General features: G+C 38.0%; 1 protein-coding gene. It reads right to left on the bottom strand.

Going from position 1 to position 468, the window contains the following annotated elements; translation table 11 throughout:
- Positions 1–468: conjugal transfer protein (locus RM529_RS17780; RefSeq protein ID WP_311486064.1), on the bottom strand; the 468-nt coding region annotated here is incomplete at both ends.

Raw genomic sequence — 468 nt, forward strand, 5'->3', positions numbered from 1 at the left:
CTTGCGGAAAGAAATTATATCTCGGTATCGTTTGGTTTTCAATGTGATTTCCGAAACCATATTTTTCGATTCTTTTTCCTTTTCTTTCAGGATATCCGCACGGTCGGCATCGCTCATTTTTAGGTAGTCGCTGGACAAGATCTGGTCGATAAAGTCCATTGTGTCCAAGGAATTTTCTACAATGGCACTAAAAGATTCCGATACCCTTGCCACTTCATCGGGTTTGATATAAGGACTGTCAAGAATATCACTTAAATCATTTTGCATTACATTGATCAGACGTTGATTGTTCCGTCCAATTTCCCTAACTGCTTTTAATTGTTTGACCACATCGTTGACCTTTTCAATGTTTTCTTTTTGGGTTTTTAAGAACTTGACGGTCTTGATAATGTTTGCAGTCTGCTTCCCAGATTCTATTAGTTGTTTTACCAAGCTGATAAAATTGGTGTTGTCATAAGTGGGCATTCC

This window comes from Autumnicola edwardsiae, assembly GCF_031846505.1.
Taxonomy (GTDB): Bacteria; Bacteroidota; Bacteroidia; order Flavobacteriales; family Flavobacteriaceae; genus Autumnicola; species Autumnicola edwardsiae.